At 36.8% G+C, this 16,395-nt stretch carries 16 protein-coding genes and 1 pseudogene; 6 read left to right on the forward strand and 11 right to left on the reverse strand.

Annotation, left to right across the window (positions count from 1 at the left end; genetic code table 11):
* The first annotated feature begins 183 nt into the window (after window positions 1–183).
* Entirely contained in the window at window positions 184–1,380 is a 1,197-nt protein-coding gene (locus EO766_RS09425) for an NAD(P)-dependent oxidoreductase (protein WP_074419918.1), read from the forward strand.
* A gap of 7 nt (window positions 1,381–1,387) precedes the next feature.
* Here EO766_RS09425 and EO766_RS09430 read toward each other — a convergent pair whose 3' ends face one another.
* From EO766_RS09430 to EO766_RS09445, 4 genes are all read right to left on the reverse strand, one after another.
* A complete protein-coding gene (locus EO766_RS09430; RefSeq protein WP_074418516.1) occupies window positions 1,388–2,107 on the reverse strand; it encodes a tRNA1(Val) (adenine(37)-N6)-methyltransferase in 720 nt (239 codons plus the stop codon).
* A 242-nt stretch (window positions 2,108–2,349) separates the two neighbouring features.
* The gene (locus EO766_RS09435) at window positions 2,350–3,114 is read right to left on the reverse strand and encodes a succinate dehydrogenase/fumarate reductase iron-sulfur subunit (protein ID WP_074418517.1); all 765 of its coding nucleotides are present in this window, start codon (window positions 3,112–3,114) and stop codon (window positions 2,350–2,352) included.
* A gap of 40 nt (window positions 3,115–3,154) precedes the next feature.
* Window positions 3,155–5,128, reverse strand: a complete 1,974-nt coding sequence (locus tag EO766_RS09440) for a fumarate reductase/succinate dehydrogenase flavoprotein subunit (protein WP_074418518.1) — start codon at window positions 5,126–5,128, stop codon at window positions 3,155–3,157.
* Between the two features lie 97 nt (window positions 5,129–5,225).
* Window positions 5,226–5,912 carry a succinate dehydrogenase cytochrome b subunit gene (locus tag EO766_RS09445; protein ID WP_074419917.1) on the reverse strand — a complete coding sequence of 229 codons (687 nt, stop codon included), beginning with the start codon at window positions 5,910–5,912 and terminating at the stop codon, window positions 5,226–5,228.
* Between the two features lie 348 nt (window positions 5,913–6,260).
* On the opposite strand from EO766_RS09445, the gene EO766_RS09450 reads away from it, so the two are divergent.
* The 4 genes from EO766_RS09450 to EO766_RS09465 all read left to right on the forward strand — a co-directional run bounded on the left by EO766_RS09450 (window position 6,261) and on the right by EO766_RS09465 (window position 12,003).
* Window positions 6,261–7,508: an ABC transporter permease gene (locus tag EO766_RS09450; protein WP_074419916.1), complete on the forward strand. Its 1,248-nt coding sequence runs from the start codon at window positions 6,261–6,263 to the stop codon at window positions 7,506–7,508.
* A gap of 27 nt (window positions 7,509–7,535) precedes the next feature.
* Window positions 7,536–8,531: a tRNA (adenosine(37)-N6)-threonylcarbamoyltransferase complex transferase subunit TsaD gene (gene tsaD / locus EO766_RS09455; protein ID WP_081301277.1), complete on the forward strand. Its 996-nt coding sequence runs from the start codon at window positions 7,536–7,538 to the stop codon at window positions 8,529–8,531.
* Window positions 8,532–8,613: 82 nt separating this feature from the next.
* Window positions 8,614–9,369 (forward strand): XRE family transcriptional regulator, encoded by a 756-nt coding sequence (locus tag EO766_RS09460; protein ID WP_074419914.1) that lies wholly within the window; start codon window positions 8,614–8,616, stop codon window positions 9,367–9,369.
* Window positions 9,370–9,540: 171 nt separating this feature from the next.
* On the forward strand, window positions 9,541–12,003 hold the full coding sequence (locus tag EO766_RS09465) for a DUF5916 domain-containing protein (RefSeq protein ID WP_143439384.1): 2,463 nt from the start codon (window positions 9,541–9,543) through the stop codon (window positions 12,001–12,003).
* Here EO766_RS09465 and EO766_RS09470 read toward each other — a convergent pair.
* Entirely contained in the window at window positions 11,989–12,888 is a 900-nt protein-coding gene (locus EO766_RS09470; RefSeq protein WP_074419913.1) for a histone deacetylase family protein, read from the reverse strand. The two genes, EO766_RS09465 and EO766_RS09470, sit on opposite strands and share 15 nt — an antisense overlap.
* Complete coding sequence (gene pdeM / locus EO766_RS09475; protein WP_081301275.1) at window positions 12,885–13,574, reverse strand: ligase-associated DNA damage response endonuclease PdeM; 690 nt, start codon at window positions 13,572–13,574, stop codon at window positions 12,885–12,887. The genes EO766_RS09470 and pdeM overlap by 4 nt, the downstream gene beginning before the upstream one ends.
* A 68-nt stretch (window positions 13,575–13,642) precedes the next feature.
* Between pdeM and EO766_RS09480 the strand changes: the two genes are divergently transcribed.
* Window positions 13,643–14,146, forward strand: a complete 504-nt coding sequence (locus EO766_RS09480; protein WP_143439383.1) for a hypothetical protein — start codon at window positions 13,643–13,645, stop codon at window positions 14,144–14,146.
* Between the two features lie 26 nt (window positions 14,147–14,172).
* Here the strand turns inward: EO766_RS09480 and EO766_RS09485 are convergent, their stop codons facing one another.
* From EO766_RS09485 to EO766_RS09500, 5 genes and pseudogenes are all read right to left on the reverse strand, one after another.
* Window positions 14,173–14,877, reverse strand: a complete 705-nt coding sequence (locus EO766_RS09485) for a DEAD/DEAH box helicase family protein (RefSeq protein WP_287100937.1) — start codon at window positions 14,875–14,877, stop codon at window positions 14,173–14,175.
* Window positions 14,878–14,948: 71 nt separating this feature from the next.
* A pseudogene (locus tag EO766_RS09490) lies at window positions 14,949–15,434 on the reverse strand (hypothetical protein).
* The gene (locus tag EO766_RS09495) at window positions 15,418–15,807 is read right to left on the reverse strand and encodes a helicase-related protein (protein WP_287100938.1); all 390 of its coding nucleotides are present in this window, start codon (window positions 15,805–15,807) and stop codon (window positions 15,418–15,420) included. Before EO766_RS09495 ends, EO766_RS09490 begins: the two are co-directional and overlap by 17 nt.
* The gene (locus EO766_RS18435; protein WP_353744834.1) at window positions 15,725–16,288 is read right to left on the reverse strand and encodes a DEAD/DEAH box helicase; all 564 of its coding nucleotides are present in this window, start codon (window positions 16,286–16,288) and stop codon (window positions 15,725–15,727) included. The genes EO766_RS09495 and EO766_RS18435 overlap by 83 nt, the downstream gene beginning before the upstream one ends.
* On the reverse strand, window positions 16,252–16,389 hold the full coding sequence (locus tag EO766_RS09500) for a DEAD/DEAH box helicase family protein (protein ID WP_287100939.1): 138 nt from the start codon (window positions 16,387–16,389) through the stop codon (window positions 16,252–16,254). The genes EO766_RS18435 and EO766_RS09500 overlap by 37 nt, the downstream gene beginning before the upstream one ends.
* Between the last annotated feature and the right edge of the window lie 6 nt (window positions 16,390–16,395).

Raw genomic sequence — 16,395 nt, forward strand, 5'->3', positions numbered from 1 at the left:
GTTTACTTATTGATAGAATTGCTATAATAATTGTGTTTTGCCCTATTAGATTTTTCCTCTAAAACCAATCATGTATTCTTTTTTATTTATAAGTATAGAAAATTTGTGGTTTGGAAATTGGAATAATATAGTATGCATTATTTGTAGTGAATAAAATACCTTTATGTTTCAAATAGTAGCCGTATGATCAAGATTGGCCTGATTAAAGAAGGGAAAATTCCTGCTGATAGTCGCGTGGCTTTAATACCTGCTCAATGTAAATGGATGATGCAACACTTTCCTGATATTGCTATTGTTGTTCAGTCTTCTTCCAATCGTTGTTTTTCCGATGATGAATACCGAAGAGCCGGAATAAAGGTTACAGAAGATGTTACAGATTGTGATATTTTGCTGGGCATTAAAGAAGTGCCTAAAGCGGATCTTATTCCCAATAAAGTGTATCTTTTTTTTTCACATACCCGAAAGAAGCAACCCTATAACCGTGCTTTGTTTCATGAAATGATAAACAAAAAAATTACATTAATTGATTATGAATGTTTAGAACATGAAGATGGGCAACGAATTATAGGATTTGGATTTTTTGCCGGTATTGTTGGTGCCCACAACGGCATGATGTGTTACGGAAAAAGAACCGGCCTTTTTCATTTAGGCCGGGTATATGAAGTAAAAGATTACCGCTCTCTCATTCATCATTATTTTGGATTGAAATTACCCAACATCAAAATTGCTGTTACCGGCAGTGGAAGAGTGGCGCATGGTATTATTGAAGTAATGAATTTATTGGGTGTTACCGAGGTTGAGCCCGATGAGTATTTAGAAAAAAAATTTACATATCCGGTTTATGTGCAATTAAAAGGGGCCGACTTATTTACCCATAAATATTTAAAAACATATCAGCGTGAACATTTTCATACCAATGCAAAAGATTACAGAAGCAGGTTTTTACCTTATGCACACTGTACTGATATTTTGATGAATGGTATATTTTGGACAGAAGAAATGCCAAGGTTGTTTGAATTAACAGATATTGATGAACATTTTGCCATACAAACCATTTCTGACATAACCGACGATGCACATGGCTCTGTACCCATTAATTTAGGTGATCAAACCATTGAAGATCCTGTTTATGGAGTTGACAGAGTGAGCTTTACCAAAACCAAACCTTACTTACCCGATAGCATTGACGTAATTGCTGTTGGAAATTTACCCAATGAGTTACCCCGCGATGCCAGCCGTTATTTTGGTGAACAACTCATGAAACATGTATTACCCGATTTACTCAGCTCAGGTAGTAATATGATTGAAAGGGCTACTATTTTAAAGAATGGGCAACTAACACAAGCCTTTTCCTATTTATCTGATTATGCAGCCGGGTAAATTTTATTTAAAGAAACTGATAATAATCTTTTAATAATGCCGTAAAAGGTTCACTGTATGCATTATTGAGTTCTTTGATTGTTAACATTTCTTCTAACAAAGTAGGAGTTGGTGCTTTCGAAAAAATACAGATGGTTCTAAAAATATGGTGTTTAGGACTGGGTTTTACATCTAATTTATATTCTAAATAAAAATTATTTTGATGTGCCATTGCAATAAATGATGTGGTGCGCTGATAGGGCAAAAGCAATGCAAACCTTCCTTGTTGATTTAAAAATTGATTGCAAATGGGAAGTAAATCCTGCAGCCGAAGTTGTTCACTATGCATGGCTATGTTTTTGTTAACCTGTGGGCTTTTCAGGCTTTTTTCATAAAAAGGTGGATTACAAACCAGCCATTCATAAGTGGTTGCCGGTTGTAACTGTATTACATTACCTTTTATAACTGTTAAGCGTTGGTACCATGGCGATGTTGAAAAATTTTCTTTTGCCTGCATGGCTGCACCTTCATCTATTTCATAGGCATGAATAATTGCCTCATTTTTTTGCGCAATCATTAAACTCAACAGTCCTGTTCCAGTTCCAATATCGGCAATAGTTTTAGCCGGATTATTCGATATATATTGTGCCATAAAAGCCCCAAACAGGCAGGCATCGGTACATGTCTTCATGGCACATTTATCTTGTGCAATTCGAAATTGTTTAAATGAAAAATAGGAATTAGACATAATTTGAATAGGAGATAGCTATCAATAAAAGATAGGATATATTGGTATCATTTCTTGGAAAGCTTTTTGCACAAATTGCCTGGTAGGGTTGCAGGTACAGATGGGTTGGGTGAAATAAAACATCATGAATAGCATTTTAATTCAATATACGATAAATTTTAAGATTTGGCCGCATTGCATAAAAAAATCTCATTGTAGGTGAAGCAATGAGATTTTTTTTTCGATGAAAATTGGTGTAAGATTTATTTTTCTGCAACTAAACCTGCTTTTAAATATTCATTGTTTAGGCGAGCAATATTAGTGAGCGAAATTTCTTTCGGGCAGGCAGCTTCGCAGGCACCTGTATTGGTGCAGGAACCAAAACCCTCTTTATCCATTTGTGTAATCATATTGATTACACGATGATGGCGTTCAGGATCTCCTTGCGGTAAAAGCGCCAAATGCGATACTTTGGCTGAAACAAACAGCATAGCACTGCTGTTTTTGCACGCAGCCACACAAGCACCGCAGCCAATACACATGGCGGCGGCAAAGGCATTATCAGCATTATCTTTATCTACTAATATTGCATTCCCGTCTACTGCATTCCCGGTATTCACTGAAATGTATCCACCGGCCTGTATAATTCTGTCGAATGCAGAACGGTCAACCATTAAGTCTTTAATTACAGGAAAAGCATTGGCTCTCCAAGGCTCTACTACAATTGTGTCTTCATTTTGAAAGGCACGCATGTGCAATTGGCAGGTAGTATTGGCCTGCCACGGACCATGTGGTTTACCATTAATATACATTGAACACATACCACAAATACCTTCGCGACAATCATGGTCAAATGCAATCGGGTCTTCACCTGCCCGAATCAGTTGTTCGTTCAGTACATCAAACATTTCCAAAAAACTCATTTCCGAAGAAATGTTTTCTACCCGATACATTTTAAAACTACCCTTTGCATTTTTGTCTTTTTGTTTCCAAACTTTTAAGTTCAGATTCATGGTATAGTGTTCCATATAAAAAAATTAAAATCTTAAAAAAATAGGATTCAGTTATTTATTTGTAATTTCTTTGGGTGGGTTTAATTACATCGTACTGTAAAGGTTCTTTGTGTAATTCCCAGTTGTGTTCACCTTTGTATTCCCAGGCAGCTACATACATATAATTCGCATCATCTCTTAATGCTTCACCATCGGGTGTTTGGTATTCTTCCCTGAAATGTCCGCCACAACTTTCATTTCTGTTTAATGCATCTATGCACATTAATTCACCTAATTCAATAAAATCGGCAACGCGGCCCGCCTTATCTAATTCTGTATTCAGTTCATTAATGCCGCCGGGTATTTTAACGTCACTCCAAAATTCTTTTTTGAGCTGTTGTATTTCGGTAATGGCTTGTTGTAAACCATTGGCATTTCTGGCCATACCACATTTGTCCCACATAATTTTACCGAGGCGTTTATGAAAACTTTCTACAGTTTGTGTACCCTGAATACTCATCAGGCTTTCTAATCTTTCCTGTACCTTTTTTTCTGCGGTTTGAAAAGCTTCATGATTGGTTGAAATAGGTTTGTTGTAAATTTCGTCTGCCAGATAGTTTCCAATGGTGTAGGGTATTACAAAATAACCATCGGCAAGGCCCTGCATTAAGGCACTGGCACCTAAGCGGTTGGCACCGTGATCAGAGAAGTTAGCTTCACCCAATGCATATAATCCTTTTACAGTAGTCATTAATTCATAATCAACCCACAAGCCACCCATGGTATAGTGTACTGCAGGGTAGATGCGCATGGGAACTTCATAAGGATTTTCGCCGGTAATTTTTTCATACATATCGAAAAGATTACCATATTTTTCTTTTACTACCTGTTTGCCGAGTGATATAATTTGCTCTTTTGAAGGATTATCGATACCGTGAATACCTGCTTCTGTTGTACCATATCTTTCAAAAGCGGCACTAAAGTCAAGATAAACTGCTTGTTTAGAAGAGCCTACACCGTATCCTTCATCACATCTTTCTTTTGCAGCTCTGGAAGCCACATCACGAGGTACCAGATTACCAAATGCAGGATATCTTCTTTCTAAATAATAATCTCTTTCTTCTTCAGGTATCTGGCTGGCTTTACGCGTATCTCCTTTTTGTTTGGGAACCCATATACGGCCATCATTTCTTAATGATTCGCTCATTAAGGTTAATTTACTTTGATGATCGCCGGTTACGGGAATACAGGTAGGATGTATTTGTGTAAAACAGGGATTGCCAAATAATGCGCCATTTTTATGCGCTTTCCAGGCGGCAGTTACATTGCTACCCATTGCGTTGGTCGACAAATAAAACACGTTACCATAACCTCCACTACACAATAGTACCGCATGGCCGAAATGTCTTTCTAATTTTCCGGAAATCAAATCTCTTGCAATAATACCTCTTGCTTTCCCATCAATTACCACAATTTCCTGCATTTCATGGCGGGCATACATTTTTACATTGCCCAATGCCACCTGGCGTTCTAAAGCCTGATAGGCACCAATGAGTAATTGCTGACCGGTTTGCCCTGCAGCGTAAAAAGTTCTTTGTACTTGCACACCGCCAAATGAACGGTTGCTTAACACACCACCATATTCCCTGGCAAAGGGTACGCCTTGTGCCACACACTGATCAATAATATTGGCACTTACTTCGGCAAGGCGGTATACGTTGGCTTCTCGGCTGCGGTAATCGCCACCTTTTACAGTATCATAAAATAAACGAAAAACACTGTCACCATCATTTTGGTAATTCTTGGCCGCATTAATTCCACCCTGTGCAGCAATAGAATGTGCTCTACGCGGACTATCTTGAAAGCAGAAAGCTTTTACTTTATAACCCAATTCGCCCAAACTGGCAGCAGCACTGGCTCCGGCTAAACCGGTACCTACTACAATAATTTCTAACTTCCGTTTGTTGGCGGGGTTTACCAATTTGCAATGTCCTTTATAATCGGTCCATTTATGTTCTAAAGCGCCGGCAGGAATTTTTGATTCTAACATGGTACTACTTTTTTGTAGATTAAAATTGGTATTTTTTATAAAGGAAAACTTCTTTTGTTGAATGAAGCGGTTCCTTTTTGCTATTATATTTTTTCAATCAGCTAATTAAATGAAAATAAAAACTAATTGGCATCAATGCGAAAATGGCAGGAATCACAATGGCAAAACCATACCCAAATGAAGTGAGCATTTGCTGGTATCTTTTATTGTGTACACCTAAAGTTTTAAATGCACTTTGAAAGCCATGTGCTAAGTGGTAACCTAAGCTAATGCAGCAAATTACATAGAATATAACTACCCATAACTGCGAAAAAGTATCACGCATGAGTGCATATAAATTATGCACCTGCAACCCATTGGGCAGTGTTACTTCTTCTACACCGGTAAATCTGGAGGGTATCCAAAACTGTTTCCAGTGTACGATAAAAAACAATAAAAGTATGGTTCCTAAAATAGCCATACTGCGGCTGTACCACTTACTACCTCGGTTACCATATGCAATGGCATAACCTACTTTACGTTTACTACGGTTACCCGCTTCTAAAACATAACCCTGAATAATGTGGAGAAATATAAAAATGAACAAACCAATTTCTAAAATTCGGGGTACAATATTGCTACCCATAAAATTAGCTGCTCGGTTAAACATAATACCGCCATCATCTGCCCAAATACAGGCATTTAAACCGGCATGCACTACTAAAAACAAAATCAGGAAAACCCCTGTTAAACCCATTACTAATTTTTTTCCTACCGAAGAGGTAAACACTTGCTTCCAGGTCATATAGCAGAATTGAAGTTGAAAAAAAAATCTTTGCAAAAATACAATTCACAGCAATGCTATAACAAAATGATTTTTTTATTTTTTGCAAAATGCATTTATTCAAATAACAGTATTTGTTGGTATTTGTTGATGTATAGAAGCGAAGAATGCCATTTTTACTGCATTTTAATGATGTAAACACAACCTTTGTTTAACAATTTGAAATTTTATTTGCTTTGAAAAAAATATGCCCGGCTTTATTGTAGTAATTTAAATTCAGTTCATTGTTGAATTATTGCGCTCATCCTTATTAATATACGCTGAACCAATAATTTGAAAAAATGTGAAATAACACATTACATTTGGTTTATGATAAAATTGCTCACCATTATCTGGAACAGTTTTAAAATGGCTCTTCAGGAATTAAGGGTAAATAAGTTGCGTACTTTTTTGTCGTTATTCGGTATCACCATCGGTATTTTTTGCATTATTGGCGTATTGGCTACGGTAGATAGTTTAAAACGAAAGGTAAAAGGGGAGGTGCAAACCTTAGGTAATAATACTATTTATATTGATAAATGGGAATATGGCGGGGGCGGAGAGTATCCCTGGTGGAAGTTCGTAAAACGGCCAACTCCAACTTATGATGAAATGAAGTTTATTCAGGCTAAAAGCAAGTTGGCTGATGCAATGGCATTTTTTGCCTCGCAAAATGCAACTTTATCGTATGGTGACAATAGTTTAACCAATACAAACATTTACAGTGTTACAGAAGATTTTAATAAAATACAATCTATTAACGTTGCGGTTGGACGTTACATTAGCGATTACGATTTTACCTATGGCACCAATGCCACAGTAATTGGCAATAAAGTAGCTGAAGAATTGTTTGGCAATGCTGAAAAAGCAATTGGTAAAGAAATAGATTTTAACCACCACAAAGCCATCATTGTAGGTGTGCTGGAAAAGCAGGGCAATAGTTTATTGGGCGGATTTAATTATGATGATTGTATTTTATTACCTTATCGGTATTTTGCTTCTATTTACAATATTAAACAAAGCAGCCCTTTTATTATGGTGCAGGCAAAAAACAATATTGCTACAGCCAGTTTATCTGATGAGTTGAAGGGCATTATGCGGCAACAACGGAAGTTAAGTCCGCAGCAGGAAGATAATTTTGCTTTGAATGATGTGAATTTGTTGGGTAATTCTTTAAACGGATTGTTTGGTTCGTTGAATTTGGGCGGATGGGCTATAGCCGGTTTAAGTTTATTGGTGGGCGCTTTTGGTGTAGCCAATATTATGTTTGTAACCGTTCGGGAACGTACCAGCCAAATTGGATTAAAAAAAGCCATTGGTGCCAAAAAACGCACTATTTTAACCGAGTTTTTGTTAGAAAGTGCATTTTTATGTGTGATTGGCGGATTACTCGGTTTGTTTTTGGTTTGGATACTTACCATGGCACTGAGTAAGGTGTTACCTTTTCCTATTTTTATAGCACCCAACATCATTGTATTGGCATTGAGTATTTGTATTGTATTGGGAATTTTATCGGGTATTATTCCGGCCTCTATTGCCGCAAAAATGGATCCTGTTGTGGCCATACGAAGCAAATAGCCTGTACTTTTGCCAAAATTTTTATCTGTGTCTGTTTCTATTTTAGCTATTGAATCTTCCTGCGATGAAACCTCAGCCGCAGTTTGTACTGATGGAATTATTCTGTCTAATTTTATTGCCAATCAATCCATACATGCACAATATGGTGGCGTGGTTCCTGAATTGGCCAGCCGTGCACACATGCAAAATATTGTACCTGTTGTAGAAGCTTCATTGAAAAAAGCGCAAATACAGTTAGCTGACATCGATGCCATTGCATTTACACAGGCGCCGGGTTTATTGGGTAGTTTGCTGGTAGGTGCCCAATTTGCCAAATCGCTGGCATTGGGTTTAAATAAACCGTTAATTGCAGTACACCATATGCAGGCGCATGTTCTGGCCAATTTAATTGGTGAAAGAAAACCGGGTTTTCCATTTTTATGTTTAACGGTAAGTGGGGGACATACACAAATTGTGTTGGCGCATAGCCCTTTGCATTTAGAAGTGTTAGGTGAAACCATTGATGATGCGGCGGGCGAAGCCTTTGATAAAACCGCCAAATTATTAGGCCTGCCCTATCCCGGCGGTCCTTTAGTAGATAAACATGCGCAAACCGGTAATGCAACCGCTTTTAAGTTTGCCGAACCACAGGTGCCCGGCCTCAATTTTTCTTTTAGCGGGTTAAAAACATCCGTTCTTTATTTTCTGCAGAAGCAGTCACCTGAATTTGTTGCCAATCATTTGAACGATTTATGTGCTTCTATTCAGGCTACCATTATTAAAATATTATTACAAAAATTGAAATTAGCAGCTCACCAAACCGGCATCAGGCAATTATGCATAGCCGGCGGTGTTAGTGCCAATAAAGGCCTGCGTACTGCATTTGAAATGATGGGAAAACAAAACGGGTGGGATACTTTTATACCGGCATTTGAATATTGTACCGATAATGCAGGCATGATTGCTATAACTGCCTATTACAAATTTCAGGCAGAACAGTTTTCCGATTTAAGTGTTTCTCCATCGGCCCGGGCAAACTGGTAAATGAAAATATTTTTAAAGAAAATAAAAAAATATTTTTTGTTAACTAAAAAAATTAGTATTTTGCGGCTAAAATCATTAGTTTATGAGTTTTGCCGGAAAAAATTTAAGATACCTCCGCAAATTAAGAGGCTATACTCAGGAAGAATTTGCACAGAAATTAGGTGTAAAACGTTCCTTAATTGGTGCATATGAAGAAGAAAGAGCCGAACCAAAATTAGAAGTGCTGGAAGATGTAGCACAATTGTTTAAACTAAGTTTGGATGAATTACTCTTAAAAGAATTATCCGCTGCAAAAGGAAGCAGTTATCTGGAGCAAAGAAGAAAATTAAAAATGGCATCCTCGGGTTCTGCTATCATCTCTTTTGTTCCGGTAAAAGCTGCAGCCGGTTATTTAGCCGGTTATGCAGATACCGATTTTTTAGACGAACTCAACACGTTTACCCTACCCATGCTGGCGCCCGGCCAATATCGTGCATTTGAAATAATTGGTGATAGCATGTTGCCTACACCCAGCGGCAGTGTAATTGTTGGGGAAAAAGTAGAGGATATTGAAGAAGTAAAATCCAGCAATACTTATGTGGTACTGTCTAAACAAGATGGTATTGTTTACAAAAGAATTTTAAAAAATAACCGTGCCAAAAATAAATTAACGCTGGTGAGCGATAATCCAATATATGAACCCTATGCAGTAGCTACGGATGATATTCTGGAAGTATGGAAAGCATTGTTTATTTTACAAAAAGCCAATACGGTGCAGCGCTGGGATGTAAATCAGTTGGCAGGTATGGTGAATAATTTACAGGCACAGGTTTCTACTTTAAAAAAGAAACTGAATTAGGCTTGGATATTGGATAATGATGGATGATTTTTATGAATGAAAGAAGCTGTTCTTTTTAGAACGGCTTTTTTATTTGTATTTGTTACATCACTCATTATTTGCCATTCATCCTAAAATTGTACTCTGCGCTTTTCATTTCTATTTAGTTTTGGAGTGAAGGAGTATGAACCCATGCAAGGAAAAATTACATTATTCTTATTTTTATTGTTCATCAATTTTACCATTCAGGCACAGGTAAAACAGGTAAAGGCATTTAGAACGCAACATTCCATAAAAATTGACGGTATTTTAAATGAACCGGAATGGACTGCAGCAGAGGCAGCCACCAATTTTATTATTACACAACCAGAATTTGGGTTGCCTGCATCTAAAAATACAGTTGTAAAAATTATATACGATAATTCGGCTATTTATATTGCTGCATATTTGTATGATGATCCAAAACTGATAAGAAGACAATTCACCTTACGGGATGGAGAACAAAGGCAGGATGTGGATGTATTTGCAGTTTCTTTTGATACCTATCATGATGGCCAAAATGCATTCATGTTTAGTGTAACGGCTGCTAATGTGCAAAGTGACGCGAAGCTTTCAGGAAACAATACTTTCAATAATGGGGTGGATTACAATTGGGATGCTGTTTGGGATAGCCATGTAAGTATTGTTGCTGATGGCTGGATTGTAGAAATGAAAATTCCATACATGAGTCTTCGTTTTGCAAAGAAAGAGGTACAGGAATGGGGTATTAATTTTTACCGGTCTATTCGCCGGCTGAATGAATCCAGTTATTGGAATAAAGTAAGTCCAACCGTTTCCGGATTAGTGAATCAATTTGGATTATTAACCGGATTAGAAAGTTTAGAACCCCCGTTGCGGTTGTCGTTTCTGCCTTACATTTCTGCAGGTTACAGCACTGTGCCCACTGCTACCGGTACTATTCAAAATGCCATTCATAATGGCGGAATGGATGTAAAATATGGTGTGAATGAAAGCTTTACTTTAGATATGACTTTGGTACCCGATTTTGGACAAACATTGAGTGATAATGTGATATTGAATCTCTCTCCTTATGAAGTTCAGTTTGCAGAAAACCGCCCCTTTTTTACTGAAGGAACCGAATTGTTTAATAAAGCAGGGATTTTTTATTCCCGCAGGGTTGGGAAAACGCCCAGATTGTATGATAGTATTAATCAGTTGGCAACAGATAGCGGATATACCATTCTTCAAAATCCATCTTTAACACAATTATACAATGCTACAAAATTCTCCGGCAGAACCAGGCATAATTTAGGCATTGGAATTTTCAATGGCATAACAGCACCCATGTATGCCGGCTTGAAAGATAAGAGTGGGCAGTTACACCGTATTGAAACGGAACCATTATCAAATTATAATATTATTGTTTTAGATCAGGCTTTGGCCAATAGAAGCAGTATTACTTTTACCAATGCCAATGTATTGAGGCGTGGCGGCGATAAAATGGCCAATGTAAGCGTGGTAGATTTTAGTTTATTTGATAAAGAGAACAAATATAATCTGCAGTCGAAGGCTGCTTTTAGCACGGTGGGCGGCCTCTTTGCGCACAATGGGTTTAAATTAAAAAATAGTTTTGGTAAAGTAAGTGGTTTGTGGCAATGGAATATTATGAATAATATTGAAAGCGATCAATACGATCCAAACGATTTAGGATTTTTGAAAGCACCCAACGAAGTAAGTTATTTTGGCTCTGTTTCCTATAATCAATACAAACCCGGTAAGCGTTACAACTTTAAAGTTTATCGGTTTAGCATTAATTATCAAAACCTCTATAAACCCTATGCCTTCAGCAGTTTGAATTACAATGCCAGTTTCTTAAAAGTATTTAAGAATTTTTATGATATTTCATTAGAAGTGTCGGGTAGCCCAATTTGGAGTAACGACTATTTTGAACTGAGAATGCCGGGTACCAAACTCAAAAGAGTACCTTATGCTTTTGCAGGCATTTTCGGTAGTTCAGATAGTAGAAGAAAATTCTTTTTTAACTATGGAGTTGGTTATGCCTCTGCATACGATTATAAAGATGCCATTCCTTACTCAGTAGTAAGCGGTGGAATTAGATACCGTTTCAACAATCAGTTTACGCTTAGTTTAAACAGTAAAAAAGAATTTGATGCAGGTGAATTTGGCTGGTCGCATTTTGATGCCGTTACCAATGCACCTGTAATTGGGCAACGCAGGGTAGAGCGTATGGATAATGTATTGAATGTAATTTATAATTTTCAGGCAAGAATGAATTTGATTGTTAGGGTTAGGCATTATTGGAGTAAAGTGCATTATGTAAAAATGTTTAATGTAAATAATGAAGGATATTTTCAGGATTTAGAACGGCCACTTGAACCCGGCTACGATGATAATTTTAATGCATTGAATGTAGATGCTTTTTATACCTGGGATTTTCGGTTAGGAAGTCGTTTAATTGTTGCCTGGAAAAATGCAATTGGACCTGATGTAACCATTGATGGAACACAATACAATAAATACATTAATAATTTAATACAATCATTTTCATCGCCACTCAGTAACCAAATTTCCGCAAAGTTTATTTATTTTATTGATTACAACCAGTTGAAAAAAAACAGATTAATACAAATGTAAGGCAGTTCTAAATGTATTGCAGTGCGCCTCAATAATGGTGCGAATGTGGGGTGAATATCCGCCACCCATTGCCACAACAACGGGAATGCCTTGTTGTTTCAGTGTGTAAAATACCATTTCATCTCTTTTTTTGCAACCTGGTATGCTGATGTTCAATTTTCCAAATTTATCAGTAGCCAGTACATCAACGCCTGAAAGATAAAATGCAAAATCGGGTTTTACTGTTGGCAACAAAAACTCCAATGCTTCATACAATTGTTTCAAATAAATTGTATCATCCACTCCATCTGCCAAAGGCAAATCAATATCTGAAATTTCTTTGTTGAATGGATAATTGTACGCTCCATGCATGCTAAATGTAAATACTTCGGGATGGTTATTAAAAATTGATGCCGTTCCATTCCCCTGATGCACGTCCACGTCTATTATTAAAATTTGGTTGGCTAATTTTTGTTGTAATAAATAATGGGCAGCAACGGCAAAATCGTTCAACAAACAAAAGCCTTCTCCATGATCTTTAAAAGCATGATGCGTACCGCCGGCCACATTGAGTGAAACCCCATTTTTTAGTGCAGCATGGCAACAGGAAACGGTGCCTTGTGTTATTATCCATTCTCTTTTAGTTAAAGCAGGCGATTGCGGAAACCCTATTTTTCTTTGCTCTGCAGCAGTTAGTGTTTGCGTTTTCAATTTTTGAAGATAGGCCGCATCATGGGTTAATAAAACAATTTCATCATCTATCTCATCCGGATAAAATAAATTTTCTTTGCTAATAGTACCTTCATGCATTAACTGTGCCGGTATTAATTCATATTTTTCCATTGGGAAGCGATGACCCACAGGTAATGCATGTGCATATAATGGATGAAAAGCAATTTGTATCATGCTATAGGAATAATTTGTTGATTGGCGATGGCAAATACCTTTTCTTTTTTGCCGGGCTTAACAACAGCAACACCAGTAAAATTACTGAATGCAGGAAGGATGGCATGTTGTTTACCAAAATAAAAACAGGGTAATTTAATATGTTGCTTTCCAGTAATTTTTACACGTACACCCGGATGAATATGTCCTGAAATGATATAAGCATTTTTGTATTTTTCCGGAATTATATCTGCCATATCATGCATTAATAAAAATGGTGCTTTGTATAACCATTCGTTATGTAATATAATACCTGCATCGGCATACCATTGTTCCGGCAGCACATCATGATTACCTTTAATTAAATGAAATGGAATGTTTCCAAAATCAGATTTCCACTTAAAAAAATGCGCCGCATCTTCATTATTTTTTTTGTGCAATAAATCGCCAACTACCATAATTGCTTTGGGTTGAAAAACAGCGATAGCATGAAACAGCCGATGCATATCTTCTTTAAACAAAGCTTCCGGAACCGGAATGCCATTTTCTTTAAAATGCCCGGTTTTGCCAATGTGTACATCAGAAAGAATGAGAATTGCTTCTTCCTTCCAAAGCATACATTTTTCTGATGATAACCATAGGTGCTGACCAAGTAATTGAAATAAATATGGCGCCTGCATAGGAACAAATGTATCAACAAATGGCATAATTTTATGTAACTAAATTTTGCTGTATAAAAGGGGTGTATTATATTTATTGCAACAAAAAAAATAATATGATGACCGACACTCAACTGCAACCAGACATGCCAATGGCGCCTAAATATGGCAGCTTGAAGGTATTAACTATTTTAACTTTTATTGGGAGTGGTATTGCTATTTTATCCGGCATATACCAATACATCAACGCCGAAAAAAGTTTAGCGGCGATGGAGAAATTAATGAATAGCCCCGATTTTGCCAAACTACCCGATTTTGCCAAAAGTTTTTACTCTCCTGAAGCAATGGAGTTAATGCGAAAAGCAGCTACCAACAAGTTGCCCATTTTGGTGGTTACCCTAATTGGTGCTATATTATGTATTTTAGGTGCAATAGATATGCGTAAGCTGAAAATGCAGGGCTACTATATGTGGCTAATTGGTGAACTTTTCCCGGTAATTGCTACCGTTATTTTATTAGGAATGGCTTCTATTAGCGGTTGGACTGCTTATTTTGGATATGCTTTTTTATTGTTATTCATTATTTTATACACTACCCAACGCAAATACCTGATTTATTAATAGTTGATTGGATGCAGCAACAGTTGTTATTGTAAAAGCTGTTGCTGTATTTTTTTTATTCGGTATTCTAATTTTTCTGAGGATAAATGGTTGAGGCTTAACCCATCGGCAATAATAGGAAAACTAAAGGGTGTATATTGTTTGGGTTGTGTTATAATAATATTGGATTGTTGAATTCTTTGCAATGCCGTTCTTAACCTTACTTCTTCCATTTGCTTTTCAAAAACCTCTTTGTAAGCTTGTTGTAATAATACATTTTGAGGATCATCTTCATTCAATACTTTAAATAACAGTGAAGCAGAAGCCTGCAAATACTTGGTTTTTTTATTTTGTCCCGGATATCCCTGAAAAATCAATCCGCCTATTACAGCAATATCTCTAAATGCTCTTGCTGCCATTTCACTGGCATTCACACTTTTTTGCAAGTCGTTTAAGAGTTCATCGGTAGTAAATAAAGCTTGAATAGTTTGAGCATTCAGCTCAATTGGTTCATCGCACATTAATTCAAATCCATAGTCATTCATGGCGATAGAAAATGAAATGGGTGTTTTTTGTGAAAGTCGGTATGCCATTATTGCGCTCATGGCTTCATGAACCAACCTTCCTTCGAAAGGATATACCAAAATATGGAAACTTTTTTTCTCCTGAATTAATTCAACCAATATTTCCTGTATTTGTGGAATAACGGATAGCTGTTGCTGTAGTTGAAATAATGGTTGCAAAGCTTTCATTTCCTCCCTATTGCTAAGGCATCTGAGCATGTTTGTCGCAGTTGTTCCCCTAAATTGGCAGAGAGCGACATTCAGCCACCCATCCAACTGGGTATAATGGTGTTGGTAGCATTTAATTTTTTAACCCATACCGCCATATCTTTTATCATTACGAGTATTACATTTTTCCCGGCCAATACAAAACTATCGCCCACCTTTAGGCGATTGATGAACCATTCTTCAATTACACCTAAATAGCCTCCATGCATCTATTTTACTTTTAGCATGGCATCGCTTACAATAGTGCCAATATGCATTCTGTGCTGCAGGGCGGTTTTTCTGTGTTTAATGACATATTTTCCTTCTTCATCCTGTTCTAATTTTTTAAAAGCGTCGTATTCATGAAATGCATTACCGCCATTGGTTAAATATAGTGGTATATTGTTCCATTCGTCAATGGATAACTGTTGGTAACAATACGTTTGTTTTATTTCATTCAATAATTCATCTGCATAAAAACCTGCTCCAATAGCCGGGGTGCATAGGTCTTGTACCAAAACATCATAACACAATAGCAATGGATGTTAGGTTTTCCAAAATATTTTTTTGTATGCATTGTCTTAATGCTGCTAATTCAGCTAACTCTAACGAATGGGTAGGTAAAAAATAAATTTTTGCAGCTGCATCAGGTTGGTGCCCGCTTCTTTCTGCACATTGCATAAAACGGGCAATTCCTTTTGGTGAGCCAATTTGAATAACAGTATCTACCGGTTTAAAATCAACTCTCAAATCTAAACTTGCCGTGCATACAACAGCTTTTAATTTTTGTTGGTGTAAAGCTTCTTCAACCCAAACCCTTAATTCTTTTTCAATACTGCCATGATGTATGGCGATAGCTCCTGACAGATGTGGGGCAGTTTCTAAAATGGTTTGATACCATATTTCCATCATCCCTCTTTGTATTAATAAAAATAAGCGTAGAATTACTTTGCTCAATAATGGGAATAATTATGTGTACTAATTTCAATCCCAGATGACCCGCCCAGGGATAGCGTTCTACTTCATCTGGAATAATTGCATGAATATGAATTTTTTTGCTTTGTTGCGCTTGTATAATGCTGCCCGTTTTTTTGAGTGGTAGTAGTAAAACATTTTTGGCTTCTTCCAAATTACCAATAGTGGCACTGATCCCCCAAATACAAATATTTTTGTTTATTTTAATTTTTGATTGTGCCTTGTGTAAGGCAACTAACCTTGATAGGGCCAATTCAACCTGAACCCCTCTTTTATTGCTCAACAATTCATGCCATTCATCTACAGAAATAATTTTTAATGTTTTAAAATATTGTGTGTGTTGTGTATGCGAAAGTAATAAATGAAGGCTTTTGGGAGTTATTAATAAAATTTCAGGTAATTGTTTTTTTGTTGTAATCGTTCTTGTGTGGTGGTATCTCCGGTTCTAATACCAACTTGCCAAGGTATTTGTAAAGAATCTAATGTATTCTCCATGGCACGGGCTAAATCTTTTACCAATGCTTT

The organism is Hydrotalea sp. AMD, assembly GCF_004100315.1.
Lineage (GTDB): Bacteria > Bacteroidota > Bacteroidia > Chitinophagales > Chitinophagaceae > Hydrotalea > Hydrotalea flava.

Excerpts from the sequence above, each read along its gene's own strand:
- EO766_RS09495 (WP_287100938.1), bottom strand. The coding sequence starts at position 15,807 with ATGATGGAAATATGGTATCAAACCATTTTAGAAACTGCCCCACATCTG.
- EO766_RS09450 (WP_074419916.1), top strand. The coding sequence starts at position 6,261 with ATGATAAAATTGCTCACCATTATCTGGAACAGTTTTAAAATGGCTCTT.
- EO766_RS09435 (WP_074418517.1), bottom strand. The coding sequence starts at position 3,114 with ATGGAACACTATACCATGAATCTGAACTTAAAAGTTTGGAAACAAAAA.
- EO766_RS09440 (WP_074418518.1), bottom strand. The coding sequence starts at position 5,128 with ATGTTAGAATCAAAAATTCCTGCCGGCGCTTTAGAACATAAATGGACC.
- EO766_RS09460 (WP_074419914.1), top strand. The coding sequence starts at position 8,614 with ATGAGTTTTGCCGGAAAAAATTTAAGATACCTCCGCAAATTAAGAGGC.
- EO766_RS09445 (WP_074419917.1), bottom strand. The coding sequence starts at position 5,912 with ATGACCTGGAAGCAAGTGTTTACCTCTTCGGTAGGAAAAAAATTAGTA.
- EO766_RS09470 (WP_074419913.1), bottom strand. The coding sequence starts at position 12,888 with ATGATACAAATTGCTTTTCATCCATTATATGCACATGCATTACCTGTG.
- EO766_RS09485 (WP_287100937.1), bottom strand. The coding sequence starts at position 14,877 with ATGAAAGCTTTGCAACCATTATTTCAACTACAGCAACAGCTATCCGTT.
- EO766_RS09465 (WP_143439384.1), top strand. The coding sequence starts at position 9,541 with ATGCAAGGAAAAATTACATTATTCTTATTTTTATTGTTCATCAATTTT.
- pdeM (WP_081301275.1), bottom strand. The coding sequence starts at position 13,574 with ATGCCATTTGTTGATACATTTGTTCCTATGCAGGCGCCATATTTATTT.
- EO766_RS09480 (WP_143439383.1), top strand. The coding sequence starts at position 13,643 with ATGATGACCGACACTCAACTGCAACCAGACATGCCAATGGCGCCTAAA.
- EO766_RS09430 (WP_074418516.1), bottom strand. The coding sequence starts at position 2,107 with ATGTCTAATTCCTATTTTTCATTTAAACAATTTCGAATTGCACAAGAT.
- EO766_RS09425 (WP_074419918.1), top strand. The coding sequence starts at position 184 with ATGATCAAGATTGGCCTGATTAAAGAAGGGAAAATTCCTGCTGATAGT.